This window comes from Nocardia carnea, from assembly GCF_029868855.1.
Taxonomy (GTDB): domain Bacteria; phylum Actinomycetota; class Actinomycetes; order Mycobacteriales; family Mycobacteriaceae; genus Nocardia; species Nocardia carnea_A.
Genome location: NZ_JARWOV010000194.1, coordinates 1 through 13,739, shown reverse-complemented (window position 1 = coordinate 13,739; position 13,739 = coordinate 1). Strand labels below are relative to the sequence as shown.

Sequence of the window (13,739 nt, the reverse complement as noted above, 5' to 3'; positions counted from 1 at the left end):
TCGAAAGAACAGAAAGGAAATCGTTTAGCGTACTCTTCATGATGGATCTGCGCCGGCTGCTGGTGTTGCGGGTACTCGCCGAACGCGGCACCGTCACTGCTGCGGCCGCCGACCTGCATGTGACGCCCTCCGCGGTGTCCCAGCAGCTACGGGCGCTGACCGAGGAAATCGGCGTGCCGTTGCTGTCCAGGACGGGCCGCAACGTGGAGCTGACTCCCGCGGCGTACGCACTGCTCGCCCATGCCGACGATCTCGGTGCGCGCTGGGAGGCCGCCCGCGCCGATATCGCCGCCCGCGGTAACGCGCTGACCGGGAATCTCCGCGTGTGCGGGGTGTCTTCGGCCGTCGCCGCACTGCTGCTGCCGGCCGCGGCGCGGCTGCGTGAGAGCCATCCCGGCATCACCGTCCATGTGGGTGAGCTGGAAAGTGAAGACTGTTTCCGGGAACTGCTGGCGGGCCGCGCCGATATCGCGCTGACGCTTCCGGCGGCACACACCCCGCCCGCCGGTGATCCGCGCTACGAGCAGCGCGTGCTTTTCGAGGATGTGCAGGATCTGCTCGTGCCGTACGGTCACCCGCTCACCGAACAGGCCGAAGTCGCCCTGGCCGACGCCCGGACCGAGGCGTGGATCGCCGAACCGGCGCACAACGACTCCTACGATCTGCTCGTCGCCGCCTGTGCCGCCGCCGGTTTCACGCCGCACATCACCCACCATGTGAAGGAGTGGTTCGCGGTATCTGCCGCGGTCGCGTATGGATTCGGGGTCTGCCTGCTGCCGCGGCTCGTCCCGATCCCCGCGGAGCACCCGGTGGTCCGGCTGCCGCTGCGAGGCAGCGTCCGGCCGGTTCGCACGATTATCGCCGGAACCCGCCGCGGTAGTGCGGGACATCCGCTGGTCGCCGCCGGAATGCACGCTGTCGACGCCATCGCCGCGGAGTTCGCCTCGCCTTCGTGACGAGGCGAACTACCCGGCGGAGTCATACCGTGCCCCGGCGCCGGCCGCGGCTACCCGATGCGCACGGGCCGGAAACACCGGTACGGGCCACGCCCATGTCGCGATGTGTCGAGCCGCGGTCGGTTAAGGTCGGTCTCACTGCGTATTACGAAATGCTCCTCGTGACCGCACCGGAACCCTTGGGCACAAAAGGTATTCGATACCCGGACAACTCCGGCACGGCGCCGATCGGTGCGCCGCGGCGGCGATCTGCTCGAACGGAAGCTGCCCCGGCGAGAACCGGCGCCCGGCCGCGTACAGCAACGGAAGGATTCAGGATGGTCACTGTCCTCGGCGGTGGAATCGCCGGAACCGCATTGGCCGGTGCGCTCGCGGGATCCGGGCGGCCGGTCACCGTCTACGAACAGCGCAGTGGCGAAGGCGGCGGGGCGTTCCTGATCCTCGACGGTCGCGGGCATAGCGGCCTGATCGAGCTCGGTGTGCCGGAGCAAGATCTCCATGACGCGTCGTACCCGCTCGACGAACTGCGCTACACCCCGGACGACGGTGCGACCCGGCGGCGTCCCAGCGAAGGGCACCGCTTCTGGCTGCGCCGCGATCTGATGGCGGTGCTGAACCGGTTCGCGGTGGACGCCGGCGCCGAAATCCGGTACGGCGACCCCGTCCGCGAGGTCCGGGTGGATCCCGTCGACGGCACCCTCCTCCGGTTCGGCGACAGCACGGTGCAAACCAAGGCACTCGTGATCGGCGCCGACGGTATCGATTCGGTGGCACGCGCCGGTATCGAACCGCACCGGTGCACGGAATATGCGGGGGATGTGGTGGTCTACGGGATGACGGAGCGCGCGGTGCACTGCCCGACGGACCCTTTCGTCCTACACTTCGACGCCGACTCAGGTTCCGCCACCCACCCCGCGGCCACCATCGGGCATATCTGGCGGCCCGGAGCTGTTGCGGCCCTGTGGTTCCTGCGGATCACCCGGGCACCGCTACCGGACACGGGGACCGGAATCCGGCCCGTCGGCGAGTGGGCCGAAGCCGTGGTGTCGGCGGCCCCCGCGCCGGTCCGCGAGTTGACCGCCGAACTGGTGGCCGCGACCGAGCGGGTGCACGTCTCCAACGCTCGCAATGTCCCGCTCGGCCCGGCGGCGCCGCCCGCGCAACCAGTGGTTCTGGTGGGCGACGCCGACCACGCCATCACCCCGGCGGCCGGTGTCGGCGCCCGGGAGGGTATCGAGGATGTGGTGGCCGTGTACCGGGCGATCACCGCGGACGAGTCTCCCGCCGAAGCCATGTCGGCTCGCCGCCGCGCGATAGCGGAGGAGCGGGACCGGGTGGCCCGCCGGATGCGCAGCTCGGCCGCCGCGGGCTGATATCCGGGTTGCGAGGGCCTGGGCCTCCCTTCGATCGGCGAAGTGCGGGTGCCGACGGCATCGTGAGCGATCAGCGGCCCTCGGCCAGCCGGGCGAGGTTGTCGAGGGAGGCCTGCAGCTTGTCGGCCGTGGTGGCCCGGGCCCGTTCGAGACGTTTCGGATCGCTCAACTGCGACCAGTCGTAGGTATGGGTTACGCGGCTGCTCGTCTCGCTCACGGGTTCGACCTCCCAGCGCCACAGATGTCCCGGGGGCTGCCGGTCCGGTTCCGCGGGCAGCCAGGCGATTCGGCGGCCCTCCTCGAATTCGACCACCCGATTGTCGCGCACCGCGCCGGTGGTGAGGGTCATGGTGAACACCTCGCCCGTGCGCGAGACGCGCTGTCCGGTGGGAGCCTCGGCCAGATTGTCGTTGCCGTCCCACCGCGACTGCTGCGCCGGGTCTGCGATCAACTCGAAGATTGCGTCTGCCGGGGCCGCGATCTCGCGACTTGCCGATACGACCCGCGATTTCGCACTGTTGTCTGTCATGACCCGATAGAACCACGTTCTCGCGCGAGGGTGTCGGCGGTGACCATGCGCGCTGCTCATTCACAGCTACCGTGCAGCTCGGGCCGCCGCCTGGGCTCGGTGCGGTAGCGTTCCGCCCGTCAAGGGGTCGTCGTAGGCGGCGACGGGCGCTGGGTGGGCGGCGATTCGCTCGGCGTCCACACGTCGAACGGGACGGGCAGCCGGAGGGTCCCGGCTTTTTCGAAAGTGAAGTCGAACGGGAAGGTCAGGCCGGGTGTTCCGCCGGGATCCTTCATCCGCACGGTAACGGTGACCGGTTGGTCGGGAGCTGCACTCGGATCGAGATTCCGGATGGGTTCGCCGGCGGCGATGCTGGTCTGCGGGCGCAGTTCCAGCGCAGGTCCGGACCCCTGGATCGCCACCGATTCGGCAGCCGGTGATTCGATCTCGACGAGCCGGTCGGATTCGGTCCGGCTTGTGTTCACAGCGGTGAACGCCAAACGGATATCGGTGTAACCGGCCGGCTGATCGGTGGCCTCGGCCTGCAGGTAGACATTCTCCAAGTCGATGGCGCCGATACTTCCGTCCGTGCCGTTGACCGCCGCCTCGTGTTCGGCGGTCTGGGCTTCCTGCCCGGCCCCGCACCCGGTGACCAGTGCAGCCGCCGTGAGGACCGCCATCCACCACGCGAGCTTGCGTGCGGGGCGGCGGGCCTCCCGGCGGGCTGTGCCGTCCCGTATCGAATCCACAGTGACCACGCCGATCCGCGTACCCCGCGACCGCGCCGCCCACACAATCGAGAGGTTGCGGTTCGGCTACGGCCGCGGTCCGGAAGGGTGCTGCTCAGCTGCCGGTGAGCACTCGCTCCGCGGTGGGTTCGGCAGGTGCCGTATCGAGCCGCTTCGCGAGTCCTTCGCCTTCGATATCGAAGGCGGGCACGAGTGGTGACAGCCATTTCGGCATCCACCAGATCCGCTCGCCCACGATCAGCATGACCGCGGGAACGATGAGCATACGGACCAGGAAGGCATCCGCCAGCACACCGACGGCGAGGGCGAAACCGATGGATTTCAGGATGACGTCGTCGACGAGGGCGAATCCGGCGAAGACCCCGATCATGATGATCGCCGCGGCGACCACCACGCGGGCACTGTGGGCGAACCCGTCGATCACCGCCCGGCGCGCGGGAGTTCCGTGGACGTAGGCCTCCCGCATTCGGGTGACGAGGAAGACCTCGTAGTCCATCGCCAGACCGAACAGGATTCCGGTCAGCAGGATCGGCAGGATGAACAGCACCGGGCTGGTGGTGTCCAGGCCGACGAGTTCGTTCAGCCAGCCCCACTGGAAGACCGCGACCGTGGCACCGAGCGAGACACCGACCGAGAGCAGGAAGCCCAGTGCGGCCTTGATCGGGACCCAGATCGAGCGGAACACCGCGATCAGCAGGAAGATCGCCAAGCCCACCACCACGGCGAGATAGAGCGGGAACACCTGGGTGAGCTTGTCGGCGATATCGACGCCGACCGCGGTCTGTCCGGTGACCAGGGCGCGGGCGCCGGTCTCGGCCGGCAGATCGGCGACGGTGGTGCGGATATCGGCGACCAGGTCCTTGGTGGCCTGATCCGACGGGCCGGAGGCGGGGATGACGGTGACCGTGGCGAACCGGACCGTCTCGAGCTGCTGGGCGAAGATCTGCCGGGCCTGCGGGGTATCGCTGGTGATCGCCGGCACGACGGTGGCGATATCGGAATCCGCGCGGCCGGCCATGTTCTGCAGATCCTCGGTGACCGTCTGCACGGCCGCCGCGGGGTCGGCCGCATTCGCGGTGTCGACGACCACGACGAGCGGGCCGTTGGCGCCCGCGCCGAAGTTCTCCGAGATCAGGTCGTAGGCGATGCGGGCGTCGCTGCCGGCGGGTTTGCTGGAATCGTCGGGCAGTGCGAGCTGCATGGAGGCCATCGGTATCGCGGCCACCGCGGCGACCGCGATACCGCCGGCCAGGGCGAGCCATTTGTGCCGGGCGATACCTTCCACCCAGCGGCGGCCGTGGGTGCGGAATTCCGTGTCGCCGGTCTGCTGCTTCAGGTAGCGCGGCTTCCCCTTCATGACCTTGTCGCCGGCGAAGCCGAGGATTGCCGGGAGCAGCGTGAGGGAGATGAGTACCGCGATCGCGACTGTGAAGGCGCCGGCCAGGCCCATCTGGGTGAGGAACCCGATATTGCACACCGCCAGACCGACCAGGGCGATGATGACCGTGGCACCGGCGAAGACCACAGCGGATCCGGCGGTGCCGACCGCTCGCCCGGCCGCTTCCTCGAGCGAACGTCCGGCGCGCACCTCGCTCTGGTAACGGGACATGATGAACAGGGCGTAGTCGATCCCGACCGCGAGGCCGAGCATGGTGCCCAGGGCCGGGGTCGTGGAGCCGAGTTCGACGAATCCGGTGAGGGTGGTGATGGCGAGCACGCCGATGCCGACACCCACGAGTGCGGTCAGCAGCGGCATCCCCGCGGCCACCAGCGATCCGAAGGTGACGGCGAGTACTACCAGCGCGACCGCGATACCTACCACCTCGGCCAGCGGCATCTCGAATTCACTCAGGGCGTCACCGCCGATGGCGACGTCCATGCCTGCGTCTTCCGCGTTGTGGGCGGCGGTTTCCAGCGCCGACCGGTCGGCGTCGGCCAGTTCGTTCGCGGTTTTGCTGTAGGTCACCGCGGCGTAGCCGACGCGGCCGTCTGGGGAGAGGGTGCCTCCGGCGAAGGGATCGGCCACCGATTGCACGTTCTCGGTGGCGAGTTCGCGCAACGCCGTGGCAACCGCGGAGTTGTAGGACGGCTCGGTGAGCGATCGGCCCGCGGGTGCCTCGAACACCACGCGCGCGGTCGCGCCGTCCGGGGCGGCCTGTGGGCTGCGCTGTTCGATGAGTTCGAAGGCCTGTGTTGATTCGATACCGGGCAGCTCGAACTTGTCGCTGGTCTTCCCGGACAACGTCGCCGCTCCGATCGCCAGGACGGCGAGCAGCACCACCCAGATCGCCGCCACCACCCTGCGGTGCACGAACGACCAGCGGCCGAGCCGGAACAACTGCCACGCCATGCGTTTTCCTCCGAGCGATTATGTGGACCCTTTGGTCCGGTTATGCTCTAGGGTAGGAGCGACCGGACCCGAGGGTCCACTTCGACGAGGCATATGTGGAGCAACTCACGCTGTAGCCGGAATGAGACGTGGCTCTCGATCGGATAGAGCGGATACCGATTTTCCTGGAGGCGGCACCATGACCGGCAGGACGGCAGCGCAGCCGGACGCCACGCGCGACGAGGCGCAGAACTGGGCGGGTCGCCGGGCGGATGCCCGGCTGAACCACGAGCGGGTACTGGCCGCCGCGCGGGAAGTGTTCACCGAGCACGGTATCGGCGCCACTATTCCGCAGGTCGCGGCCCGCGCCGGAGTCGGCAAGGCCACGGTCTACCGCAGCTATCCGACCAAGGCCGACCTGGTGCGGGCACTGGCGCAGCAGCATATCGAGTGGTTCCACGAACTCGGCGCCGCCGCGGTCACAGCGGGCCGCGACGACGCCTACCGCGCGCTCGAGGATCTACTTGAACAGGTGACGACCCGGCTGGCCCAGGACCGGTTGATGATCGAGGTGCTCAGCGGCCTCGAAGGACTCGACCAACGCCTGGGGGACCGGCTGGAGGAGTTGCTGACGCTGGGACGGGCGCAGGGCAGCCTGCGCGCGGACGCCACCGGAATAGATGTACAGATCCTGGTGTCCGGTGTCGCCCGCGCGCTCATCGACCTCGATATCCGCGACCCCGGGATGTGGCGCCGCTACGCCCGCCTCGCCTTGGCCGCGTTACGCCCCGACCCCGCACCGGGCGCACCGTGACGAAGTAGGTCGGGACCCGCGGGTGCGGCGGTGCGACGAACGGCGATGGCTGCCGCGCGCTCGTTCGGTGGCGGACTGATTCGGCATCGAGATGGCCGGGAAGCGTGGTCAAGAGACGGAAGCGGTGTGCGGGAGATCTGCGACCGAGGTGCCCAGCTGCACGGTGAATTCACCCGGCTCGGTCTCCCACCCGCCGGGCCCCCAATGCTGGAAGGCGCGGTCGGGCAGGGAGAGGGAAACTGTGCGGGATTCCCCGGGTGCGAGGGTGACCGCGGTGAAGCCGGCCAGCCAGCGAGCGGGACGGGCGACGGTGCTGTCCGGGCGCGAGAGATATGCCTGCACGACGTGTTTGCCGCGGCGATCCCCGGTGTTGGTAACTGTTAGTGAGACCGTGCGGTCCGCGGCGACGAGGTCGTCGGTCGACCAGGTCGTGTAGCCGAGGCCGTGGCCGAAAGGGTAAGCGGGTTCGGTGCCCGCTCGTAGCCACGCGCGGTAGCCGACGTGGATGCCCTCGGAGTAATCGAGCACACCGTGGACGGGTGTGGTGTTCAGAACGGGGACGTCGGCCATGGTCCCGGGCCAGGTGGTCGGCAGCCGGCCGCCTGGTTCGGTGGCGCCGGTGAGCACGTCGGCCAGTGCTGCGCCGAACTCCTGGCCGGGAAACCAGGCCACTAGCACTGCGGCGACGTCGTCACGCCACGGCATCTCCACCGGCGCCCCGGAGTTCACCACGACGACGGTTCGGGGGTTCACGGCGGCGACCGCGGCGACGAGATCGTCCTGTCGGCCGGGCAGTCGCAAGGAGATCCGGTCGACTCCCTCACTCTCGATCTGCTCGGTGGTGCCGACCACGACCACGGCCGTATCGGCCGCACGTGCCAGTTCGACGGCCGCCGCGAATTCCTCGTCGGCGTCGCGCTGGGGCCGCCGGATGCCGAGGGTGGCGCCGAGAAGGATGCCGAGGCCGGGCATCGCCGCCTCGATGCTGGTGACGAGGCGCACTTCGATCTCGTCGCCGGCGGCGAGCATACGTGTCACATGACGTTGCGGCGGGTTGAGCAGCGCCGCCGCCGGATCACTGGAAGCCGGCGCGATATTCTCGGCCAGTACGGTCTCGCCGTCGATATCGAGCCGGATGTGGCCGACCCCGCCGAAGCCGATCTGCCAGTCACCGCCGATATCGGCACGCAGGCGGGTGCGCATCTCGACGGTGTCCGATTGCGCGGCCAGCGGTTCGCCGAGCAGCACGAGGCGGCTGGTGCCGCGATGCTGGATGCCGAGCACGGTGTTGTCTTTCAGGTACCGCGCCGACAGCCCCGGTTCGCCGGTCTCGGGATCGGTCATGATCGCAAGCGGTGCGGGAACCAGGTCCTCGGACAGGTGAACACCCGCGGTGTGGGTCAGGGGCAGGCGGCCGGTCAGGCCTTCCACCGGGGTGGTGGTGTGGCCGGGGATCACGGTTGCGCTGCCGCCGCCCAGGAAGCGCGGTTCGCCCGCCGACGGGCCGAGCAGGGCGACGGTAGTGTCCGAATTCAGTGGCAGGACACCGTTGTTGCGCACCAGCACCATGGCCTGCGCGGCGACCCGGCGGACCAGATCCTGCGCCTGCTCGTCGCTGAAGACCGGTGTGGCCTGCGGGGTTCCGTCCAGTGCGCCGACTCGCTGTGCGAAACGCAGGATACGGCGCACCTTGTCGTCTATGGCCGATTCGGCGATCTCGCCGGCGCGCACGGCGGCGGCCAGCGGCTCGCCCCACAGGTACGGAGGGCCGGGCATGCACAGGTCGGTGCCGCGAGCCGCACTCTCCGTGGTGCGGACGGCGGTCCAATCCGAGACCACAACGCCGTCGAACCCCCACGAGCCCTTGAGTGGTTCGTCGAGCAGCGAGTTCTCGGTCATGGTGGTTCCGTCGACGGCGTTGTAGGCATCCATGATCATCCACGCACCCGCCTCGACGGTGCGTTCGAACGGATAGAGGTAGAGCTCACGCAGGGCCCGTTCGTCGACACGGACGTCGACGGTGAAGCGGTCGGTCTCGGAATCGTTGGCCACGTAGTGCTTCGGGCACGCGCTCACCCCGTGCGCCTGCACGGCTCGTACGTAGGCGTCGGCCATCTCGGCGGTGAGCAGTGGATCTTCGGAGAAACATTCGAAATGCCTGCCGCCCAGCGGGGAACGGTGCAGGTTGATCGTCGGTCCGAGCACGGCGTAGACGCCTTTGCGACGAGCCTCGGCGGCGATGAGGGCGCCGATTTCGGTGAGCAGCGCCGGATCCCAGGTCGCGGCGATCGCGGTGCCGGAGGGCAGGCTCACCGACGGATCGCGTTCGTCCCAGTTCTCGCCGCGCACACCGGAGGGTCCGTCGGAGATCGGCATCTCGGTGATTCCGAGCGTGGGATCGCCGGCCATCCGGAACAGGCCCGCACCGGAGATCAGCCGGAGTTTGCCGTCCAGATCCAGCTCGGCGAGTAGTTCCTCGATGTGGTCTTCCATGAGGGATGCAGCCTTTCCTCGGTCAGCGGGTGATGGTGCTGGCTTGATCGGACCAATGGGGGTTGTGCAGCAGCTCACCGGTGCCGGTGAGGAACGCGTCGCGAGCGGTGGGATCGCCGCGCAGCCGGTCCATGAACCAGGCGGTCAGGTAGCCGAGGTAGCGGTGCACGCCCGCACTGCAGCTGAAGTTGGTGCAGTCCGGTTGGCCCTGGACGTCGTTGTGCTGGGCACCCACCACTGCGGCGCGGGCCTTCGGCAGGTCGGCGGGCAGCGCGTCGTAGTACGCCTGCATCGACTGCAGCCCGATCAGCTCCGGCGGGAGGTGCTGCGTCGCGGGCGAGATGCCATCGGCCGAACCGTTGACCAGCAGCACCGAACCCGAGGTCACCGTGGCGGGATCGATACAGGCGCTCTGGCCGTCGACGGACGGCAGGGACGCGCAGACCGCCGACAGCGGCATCTCGAGGGTTACCGCGGTACCGACGGCGCCGTTCCCGCGTGCCAGCGCGTTGATCGCGCCGAGGCCGCCCTGCGAATGCCCCGCCGCCCCGGCCGCGACGGTGTCGATCTTCCCGTGGAAGACGCTGTTCGGATCGCTGTTCTGCTGGACCAGGTATCGGACCGCGTCGAGCATCTGAACCCCGGTGCCGGTGTCGGTCCGGTCGGCGGCGATCACCACGAACCCCCACGACGCGAGGTGCGCGAGCAGATACGCGTATTCGCGCGGGTGGGCCATGGTGCCGTTGCCCCAGGTGATGACCGGGTGCACGACACCGCCTGCGCCGAGGTCGGCCGGGTACCAGATGGCGTAGCTGTCGCCGGTCGACGTGCAGCAGTCGGCACCGGTCCGCTCGGCCACCGCCCAGGGGCCCGGCGCGTAATACGTGGCCTCGACCAGGGCCGCGGGCTGGTAGGACGGCGTCGCCGCTGCCGGTGTCACCCCGGTCGCCGCAGCGACGAGCAGCGCGAGGGAGGCCAGCGCGGCCCGGGCGCCGTCACGCGCGAGCCGGCCGGACAGGACAGTTCTGTTGCTCACGATGTCGGACGATAGAGAGATCGATGACCGAATGGGGCGCGCTGTGGGGTCTTGCAGACTGCTTGCAGACACCTCAGCGCGGGTTGATACCGGCGACGTATTGTCGAGTCGATGAACGAGTCGGCCCGCATTGCCGCGGACCTCGTATGAGCGAGGTCGGCTCGGCACTGCGTGCCGCTCGAACGGCTGCGGGGATCAGTCTGCAGGGTATGGCCGCGCGGACGCACTACTCCAAGCCGTACCTCGGCCAGCTCGAGACCGGGGCCCGGGCCGTGCACGCCGAGCACGTGGCCGCCTACGAGTCGGCGCTGGATACCCGGCTGGATCACCTGCGCGACCGGCTGGCCGTCGAATCGGTCACCGAGCTCGACGACCTGCCCACGCAGCTGTCGTCGCTGCTGTTGCCGCCCGGCGCGCGCACGCGCGGTGCGCACCCCGCCTTCACCACAACCGAACTGGCGGCTGCCGAGCAGCTCGTGACCTGGGCGCGGGACCGGCAGTGGGGCGACGGGCAGGCGCCGCGCCATGCGGTCACGGCGTGGCTGGCCGCGAATCTGCCCCGGCTACAGCAGCTTTCCGATACGTACCGGGTCCCGGTGATCGCCACCGATACGATATCGACGCGCACACCGCATGGTTGCGCCCTGCGGGTAGGTGCGGAACTGGCCGCTATCGCCGCCGCCACGAGCTGGGACGTCGAAGACATCACCGCCGCGCGCCGGTATTCGGTCGTCGCCGCGCGGCTCGCCCACACCACGGGCGATACGGTGCTGACCGCCGCGATTCTCACCGAGTCGACCTGGCAGCTTCTCGACAGTGGCAGTCCGGCGGAAGGCCTGGAGGTGGCCCAGCTCGCCCAATATCTGGCGCGCCGCACGGCGACACCCCTGCTGCGCCTCGCCCTGGCCGGGCTGGAAGCCTACGCGCACGGCATTCTCGGTGATCAGGCCGCGTTCCAGCGTGCGATCGTTGTCGCCGCGGAATGCCGTGGCGAAGCCGCCGGGACCGTGGCCGATGATTGCCCCGCCGACCGCAGCCTGACCGCGGCGACCATCGCCATGCTGCTCGGACCGCGCCGGAACTGGCCGGGGCCGGGGCAGCAGTCACGGCCACTCGGCCACAGCTACCGCCGGCTCGTCGCCACCCGCCCCGACCTGGCCCACATCGCCATCGGCGATGTCCACCCACCGCTGCCGGAGGAATTCCTGACACCGGCCATCGCGGCAATCTCCGCGGCCCGTCTGCAATTGATGCTCGGCGAGCCCGAACACGCGGTGGAGCAGATCGGTCCGGCGCTGTCGCCGGCCGGTCGCCCGACCGGCCGCACGGCCGCCCGGCTGTCGGACTTCCTGCACGAGTCGGCCGAATTCGCCGAGCTTCCGGCAGTCGGCGAGGTTCGCGCGACGATCCGCCAGTTGGTCGCGCAACGCTGAATCCGGATGTCAGCCGGTGCTGCCGGCTCCGCGGCGGGCGAGCAGCAGGCCGATGAGCCCGGACTCCTGGCTCTGCGTGCTGATCATGTCCCGGGCTGCCTGTTCGACCGGGCCGCCGGTCGACAGCTCGTCGAACGCCTGGGCCATGGCGACGCCGCCTTGATGGTGGCGATACATCAAGCGCAGAAACATCGCTTCGGCTTCGGCGCCGCGCGCCAGGGCGAGGGCGTCGAGGTCGGGGCGGGCGGCCATGCCGGGCATGGTCGTCGAGGCCGCATGGTGGTGAGCGACGGGCATCCACGACATCGGTTGCGGGTTGGTCGGGGTCGCCGCGGCCAGCCGGAGCCAGCCGAGCATCATGCCGATCTCCAGGCGCTGGCCGTCGGCGATCTGGTCGGCCAGTTGCCGCACGGTGGGGTCGACGTCGGCGGCGAGACGATCGACCATCATCAGCGCCTGCTGATGGTGGCCGGCCATATCCTGGACGAAACCGATCTCGATCGGTGTCAATACCGGAGCGGCCGTGGCGGTCTCGGATACCACAAGCGGTCGCAAGGCCGCGCCGAGCACCAGCAGGAGCAGGATCGACGCGACCGCCGCGGCGCCCGGCAGAACCCGTCGACTCATGAGCCGACCGTCGAGTGCTGGTCGGCGGGCGGCGTGTACACCTCAGGGGACAACTCCAGGGTGAGCAGCCCGTTGTCGGCGCAGGCGGCCCACAGCTGATTGCCGCGCCATTCGGGAGCGGAGAAGCACCAGTCGGTGGAGAGGTCGCCGAAGGCCACGTCGCCGGTGCGGGAGCTGCGTGCCTGCTCGGGATCGAATACGCCGGACTCGACGGCCTGCATGACCGAGGGCGCGCTGAGCAGCGGAACTCCGATGATCGAGGCGAGCGCGTGCGGGGAGTTCCACAGCTCGCTGTTCTGGCCGGTGCGCGCGGGTGGGTTGTAGTAGGCGATCTCTCGTACTCGGAGGGGGTCGCGGATATCGAACACCCGGATACCGGAGGAGATCCAGCCACACGCAAGCGCGGTGGGGTTCACCGGCCGGTCTGCGGAGCAGTAGTGGGCGTCGTAGGCGAACAGGGAGCCGCCCATGCCGGACGCCATCGCGCTGTCGCGGTGCTGCGGCAGATTGATCTCCAGCTTGATCGTGTTCGCCACGCGTGGATGAGTGTCGTCGGAGATGTCGATGAGTTTGACACCACCGGAGCCTGCTTCGTCGGCGCTGAACAGGTAGGGCACGCCGTCATATGTCACGGGGACGTTCTGCTGGGTCGCCCAGCCGTCGGTCCAGGTCAGCTGGGCGATGATCGGTACCTGCGGGTCGGGGTCGCGTCGTTGCACCGCGGAGGTGTCGAGGATGGTCAACCCGCCCATGTTGTCGGCCAGATACAGGCGGTTGCCGTCGGCGCGCAGGCCCATGCCGTGCATGGACCGGCCCGGTATGCCCTGCCAGACCACCCGAGGGGCGGCCGGATCGGTCAGATCGACGGCACTGACGATGCCCGGGACGACGCCCGAGGCCCAGTAGGTGCGGCCGTCGGGGGAGAAGCCGCCTTCGTGTGCGGTGATCGGAACCGGAAGGTTCAGGTCCGTGCCGGGCCCCGGGTTGAGCAAACGCGGGTGCGCGCAGTCGGAGATGTCGTAGACCGAGATCAGCCCGGCACCGGTGAACGCGGGAACGCCGGTGCCGACCAGTAGCTTTCGCGCCGCGTTTACCTTGAGACTCTCCCAGGTCCCGGCCAGCATGGCCGGTTCGGTGAGCGTCGCGGTGAGTACCGGGTTCGCCGGATCGGCGACGTCGATGACTTGGACACCTTGCGCGGGACCGAGCAGATTACCGGGGAAGAAGCTGCCCAGGTAGACGCAGTGGTCGAATTGCGTCGAGTTGATCCCGGCGCCGCGGCCCGGGTAGCCACCGATGCGGCTGATATTGCACCGGTAGCCCTGAGTGCTGCGGCCGCTGTCGCGGTCGGCGAGGATCTTGGCGGTGGCGACCGCGATCGAGGCGGCCGCCACCCGATCCGGCGCGCCGACTGCCGCGTC

General features: G+C 69.2%; 11 protein-coding genes. 4 read left to right on the top strand and 7 right to left on the bottom strand.

What is annotated here, in order from left to right; genetic code table 11:
• Positions 1 to 38 precede the first annotated feature (38 nt).
• Together QH195_RS17760 and QH195_RS17755 are read left to right on the top strand one after the other, a co-directional pair.
• Complete coding sequence (locus QH195_RS17760; protein WP_280425664.1) at positions 39 to 956, top strand: LysR family transcriptional regulator; 918 nt, start codon at positions 39 to 41, stop codon at positions 954 to 956.
• A gap of 317 nt (positions 957 to 1,273) precedes the next feature.
• Entirely contained in the window at positions 1,274 to 2,329 is a 1,056-nt protein-coding gene (locus QH195_RS17755; protein ID WP_280436221.1) for an FAD-dependent oxidoreductase, read from the top strand.
• A gap of 70 nt (positions 2,330 to 2,399) precedes the next feature.
• Here the strand turns inward: QH195_RS17755 and QH195_RS17750 are convergent, their stop codons facing one another.
• From QH195_RS17750 to QH195_RS17740, 3 genes are all read right to left on the bottom strand, one after another.
• Complete coding sequence (locus QH195_RS17750) at positions 2,400 to 2,858, bottom strand: SRPBCC family protein (protein WP_280436220.1); 459 nt, start codon at positions 2,856 to 2,858, stop codon at positions 2,400 to 2,402.
• Between the two features lie 119 nt (positions 2,859 to 2,977).
• The gene (locus tag QH195_RS17745; RefSeq protein WP_280436219.1) at positions 2,978 to 3,595 is read right to left on the bottom strand and encodes a hypothetical protein; all 618 of its coding nucleotides are present in this window, start codon (positions 3,593 to 3,595) and stop codon (positions 2,978 to 2,980) included.
• Between the two features lie 85 nt (positions 3,596 to 3,680).
• The gene (locus QH195_RS17740) at positions 3,681 to 5,936 is read right to left on the bottom strand and encodes an MMPL family transporter (RefSeq protein WP_280436218.1); all 2,256 of its coding nucleotides are present in this window, start codon (positions 5,934 to 5,936) and stop codon (positions 3,681 to 3,683) included.
• A gap of 178 nt (positions 5,937 to 6,114) precedes the next feature.
• On the opposite strand from QH195_RS17740, the gene QH195_RS17735 reads away from it, so the two are divergent.
• Positions 6,115 to 6,729: a TetR/AcrR family transcriptional regulator gene (locus tag QH195_RS17735; protein WP_280436217.1), complete on the top strand. Its 615-nt coding sequence runs from the start codon at positions 6,115 to 6,117 to the stop codon at positions 6,727 to 6,729.
• Between the two features lie 108 nt (positions 6,730 to 6,837).
• Here QH195_RS17735 and QH195_RS17730 read toward each other — a convergent pair whose 3' ends face one another.
• Positions 6,838 to 9,222, bottom strand: a complete 2,385-nt coding sequence (locus QH195_RS17730; protein ID WP_280436216.1) for a beta-glucosidase family protein — start codon at positions 9,220 to 9,222, stop codon at positions 6,838 to 6,840.
• A 22-nt stretch (positions 9,223 to 9,244) separates the two neighbouring features.
• Positions 9,245 to 10,258 carry a hypothetical protein gene (locus QH195_RS17725; RefSeq protein WP_280436215.1) on the bottom strand — a complete coding sequence of 338 codons (1,014 nt, stop codon included), beginning with the start codon at positions 10,256 to 10,258 and terminating at the stop codon, positions 9,245 to 9,247.
• A gap of 146 nt (positions 10,259 to 10,404) precedes the next feature.
• On the opposite strand from QH195_RS17725, the gene QH195_RS17720 reads away from it, so the two are divergent.
• Positions 10,405 to 11,691: a helix-turn-helix domain-containing protein gene (locus tag QH195_RS17720; protein ID WP_280436214.1), complete on the top strand. Its 1,287-nt coding sequence runs from the start codon at positions 10,405 to 10,407 to the stop codon at positions 11,689 to 11,691.
• A 9-nt stretch (positions 11,692 to 11,700) separates the two neighbouring features.
• Here the strand turns inward: QH195_RS17720 and QH195_RS17715 are convergent, their stop codons facing one another.
• Together QH195_RS17715 and QH195_RS17710 are read right to left on the bottom strand one after the other, a co-directional pair.
• Positions 11,701 to 12,318 carry a DUF305 domain-containing protein gene (locus QH195_RS17715; protein ID WP_280436213.1) on the bottom strand — a complete coding sequence of 206 codons (618 nt, stop codon included), beginning with the start codon at positions 12,316 to 12,318 and terminating at the stop codon, positions 11,701 to 11,703.
• Positions 12,315 to 13,739: LVIVD repeat-containing protein (locus tag QH195_RS17710; RefSeq protein ID WP_280436212.1), on the bottom strand; the 1,425-nt coding region annotated here is incomplete at its 5' end. The genes QH195_RS17715 and QH195_RS17710, both read right to left, overlap by 4 nt.

What these genes read in the sequence shown, in the direction of transcription:
- QH195_RS17755 (WP_280436221.1), top strand. Translation starts at nt 1,274, where the DNA reads ATGGTCACTGTCCTCGGCGGTGGAATCGCCGGAACCGCATTGGCCGGT.
- QH195_RS17715 (WP_280436213.1), bottom strand. Translation starts at nt 12,318, where the DNA reads ATGAGTCGACGGGTTCTGCCGGGCGCCGCGGCGGTCGCGTCGATCCTG.
- QH195_RS17740 (WP_280436218.1), bottom strand. Translation starts at nt 5,936, where the DNA reads ATGGCGTGGCAGTTGTTCCGGCTCGGCCGCTGGTCGTTCGTGCACCGC.
- QH195_RS17760 (WP_280425664.1), top strand. Translation starts at nt 39, where the DNA reads ATGATGGATCTGCGCCGGCTGCTGGTGTTGCGGGTACTCGCCGAACGC.
- QH195_RS17720 (WP_280436214.1), top strand. Translation starts at nt 10,405, where the DNA reads ATGAGCGAGGTCGGCTCGGCACTGCGTGCCGCTCGAACGGCTGCGGGG.
- QH195_RS17735 (WP_280436217.1), top strand. Translation starts at nt 6,115, where the DNA reads ATGACCGGCAGGACGGCAGCGCAGCCGGACGCCACGCGCGACGAGGCG.
- QH195_RS17750 (WP_280436220.1), bottom strand. Translation starts at nt 2,858, where the DNA reads ATGACAGACAACAGTGCGAAATCGCGGGTCGTATCGGCAAGTCGCGAG.
- QH195_RS17730 (WP_280436216.1), bottom strand. Translation starts at nt 9,222, where the DNA reads ATGGAAGACCACATCGAGGAACTACTCGCCGAGCTGGATCTGGACGGC.